This window comes from Saccharothrix sp. ST-888 (assembly GCF_000955975.1).
GTDB lineage: Bacteria > Actinomycetota > Actinomycetes > Streptomycetales > Streptomycetaceae > Kitasatospora.
Map to the genome: position 1 here is coordinate 1 of NZ_JYJF01000415.1, position 398 is coordinate 398.

Consider the following 398-nt stretch of genomic DNA (forward strand, 5'->3'; position numbering starts at 1 on the left):
GCACCCGCCACCTGCGCTACGAGCGCACCCTCGGCGGCCTGCCGGTGCTCGGCGGCGACCTGGTCGTGCACCAGGACGCCAAGGGCAGGATCCAGTCCGTGGACCGTGCCGTCGAGGGCAAGCTCGCGCTGCCCAGCCTCACTCCGAAGCTCTCCGCCGACCAGGCCGCCGCCAAGGCGACCGGCACGGTGCAGGCCACCATCGGCGCCGCGGACTCCGAGGACGCCGCGCTGACCTCCGTCGGCAAGAGCAGCCAGGCCAAGCTGATCGTCTGGGCCGCCTCCGGCACCCCGCGCCTGGCCTACCGGACGACCGTCGAGGGCATGCGCGCCGACGGCACCCCGAGCCGCCAGCAGCTGGTCACCGACGCCGCCAGCGGCGAGGTGCTCTCCACCCAC

The 398-nt window shown here is 74.9% G+C and carries 1 pseudogene; it reads left to right on the forward strand.

What is annotated here, in order from left to right:
* Positions 1-398: pseudogene (locus tag UK12_RS33340) on the forward strand (PepSY domain-containing protein); the annotation flags it as partial.